This window comes from Hyphomonas sp. (genome assembly GCF_046313735.1).
In the GTDB taxonomy this organism is placed as follows: domain Bacteria; phylum Pseudomonadota; class Alphaproteobacteria; order Caulobacterales; family Hyphomonadaceae; genus Hyphomonas.
The window spans coordinates 550-2,523 of the sequence record NZ_JBKBXW010000102.1 but is presented as its reverse complement, the minus strand read 5'-3'; the positions used below and the strand labels follow the sequence as shown (position 1 = coordinate 2,523).

Here is a 1,974-nt window from a genome sequence, read left to right as displayed (position 1 = left end):
CCTGGCGACCCAGCAGGATGTGCTCACGCGTCTGCGGCATCGGACCGTCCGAAGCGGCACAGACCAGGATCGCGCCGTCCATCTGGGCCGCGCCGGTGATCATGTTCTTGACGTAGTCGGCGTGGCCGGGGCAGTCGACATGGGCGTAGTGACGGTTGGCCGTCTCGTATTCCACATGCGCGGTCGAGATGGTGATCCCGCGGGCTTTCTCTTCGGGCGCGCCGTCGATCTGGTCATAGGCCCGGAAGTCGCCGAAATACTTGGTGATCGCTGCGGTCAGCGTGGTCTTGCCGTGGTCAACGTGACCGATGGTCCCGATGTTCACATGCGGCTTGTTACGTTCAAACTTTGCCTTCGCCATGATGGCTTCTCCTATTCGAATGTCGGTGGCGGTGGGATGAAATCCCACCCTACGGGCGGTAGGGCGGGGTTATCCCCGGGATCCGGCGAGCCACGTCGGGCGCGGTGCTAATCGCCAAAACCGGAAAAATCAAGCGGATTGGGTGGCATGCCGCGTAAAATCACCCGCATTTGCGGGGGGATTGCGGGGCTGGCACGGTCCGTGTTCAGCGCCGGCCACAGACAGGTCCGGCTGCTGCGCCCTCAGGGGCCCCGGCGGCGGCAATATCGACTGTGTCCGATTCCACCCGCGGGGTGGGGCCGGTGGTCTCCGGCGCTTCGGCCGGATCCTCGGGATGGATGAACCAGTCAGGATTCTCCAGCAGCCAGCCCTCGACGGCGAGGGCGGTGTTCTGCGCCAGCATGGTCAGTTGCTGGTCACTGTCCATCGTCAGACCCGATCCCAGCACCTGCCCCGCGCCGGCGCTTTCCAGCACGGTCAGCTGTTTGGGCGCTTCGTTCAGCGGCCGGCCCAGTTGGTCATCCCAGACATTGGCCGAGACGATCAGCACCGAGCGCGGCGACATGACCAGAGGAATGCCCGGCATCGCCAGCACATAGGCATCGAGATGCAGGGCGATGTGATAGAGGCGCGTGCCCTCATAGCGGCTGAACCGGCGGTCGATCTCGTCGCGCAGGGCCTCGGCGATGACTTCGACATCGGCGTCGCGCGACAGGGGGCCTTTGACCGCGTCATTGGTGGTGACGATGTTGTAGCACAGACGGAAATCGCCCAGCTCGGGGCGCATCTCTCCCAGGTTCTCGCCGCTGCTTGAACAGGCGGCGAGCAGGGCGGCGGCGACCAGAAGGGCCGAGGTGGTCAGCTTCAGGCGCGGCATGGCCATGGGAAATCCTTTGCGTCGTGCGCCGGAAGCCTTAACGGAAAGGCCCCGGTATGGCAACGCCGGGTGCGTGAGCGGCCGTTTCTCACCCGAACCGATTGTCCCGCGGGAAGCCGCGCGGCGCCATGCGGCCGGCGCTGGCCCGCTTGCCCAGCCATTCCGCCAGATCCGGCTCATGCCGTGTGCGGCCTGCGGGGTCCTTCCAGCTCAGCCCCTCGGCCAGTGTCAGGGTCTTCAGGTCCGACAGCCCGCCGTCCTTGAACTTCTGCAGCCGCACGCCCTTGCCGCGCGCCATCTCGGGCAGCTCCACCAGCGCGAAGACCAGCATCTTGCGGTTCTCACCCACGGTCGCCACATGGTCGCCGGAGACCGGCTGGCAGATCAGCGCCCGCGCGCCTTCGCGCAGGTTCAGCACCTGCTTGCCGGCGCGGGTCTGGGCCAGCAATTCATCCGACGGGATGATGAAGCCGTCGCCATCGGACGAGGCCACGATCATCTGCCGCCCGGGTTTGTGGACGAAGAGGTCGAGGATCTGCGCCTCGTTCGGCAGATCGACCATCAGGCGCACCGGCTCGCCCATGCCGCGCCCGCCGGGCAGGTTGGCGCCCAGAACCGTGTAGAACCGCCCGTTCGAGCCGAAGATGACGATCTTGTCGGGCGTTTCGGCATGGAGCGCAAAGGCGGCGGCGTCGCCGTCCTTGAACTTGAAATCGGTCTCGGGCGGCAGATGGCC

3 protein-coding genes are annotated in these 1,974 nt (G+C 66.1%); all 3 read right to left on the bottom strand.

The genetic code is table 11. The annotated features are described in order from the left end of the window. The coding region (locus ACK4SV_RS16785; RefSeq protein ID WP_409918991.1) for a GTP-binding protein at positions 1–361 on the bottom strand (361 nt) is incomplete at its 3' end. A 205-nt stretch (positions 362–566) separates the two neighbouring features. Next, positions 567–1,244: a hypothetical protein gene (locus ACK4SV_RS16780; protein WP_409918990.1), complete on the bottom strand. Its 678-nt coding sequence runs from the start codon at positions 1,242–1,244 to the stop codon at positions 567–569. An 82-nt stretch (positions 1,245–1,326) separates the two neighbouring features. Further along, a partial coding sequence (locus tag ACK4SV_RS16775) for a DNA gyrase C-terminal beta-propeller domain-containing protein (RefSeq protein WP_409918989.1) occupies positions 1,327–1,974 on the bottom strand: 648 nt, incomplete at its 5' end.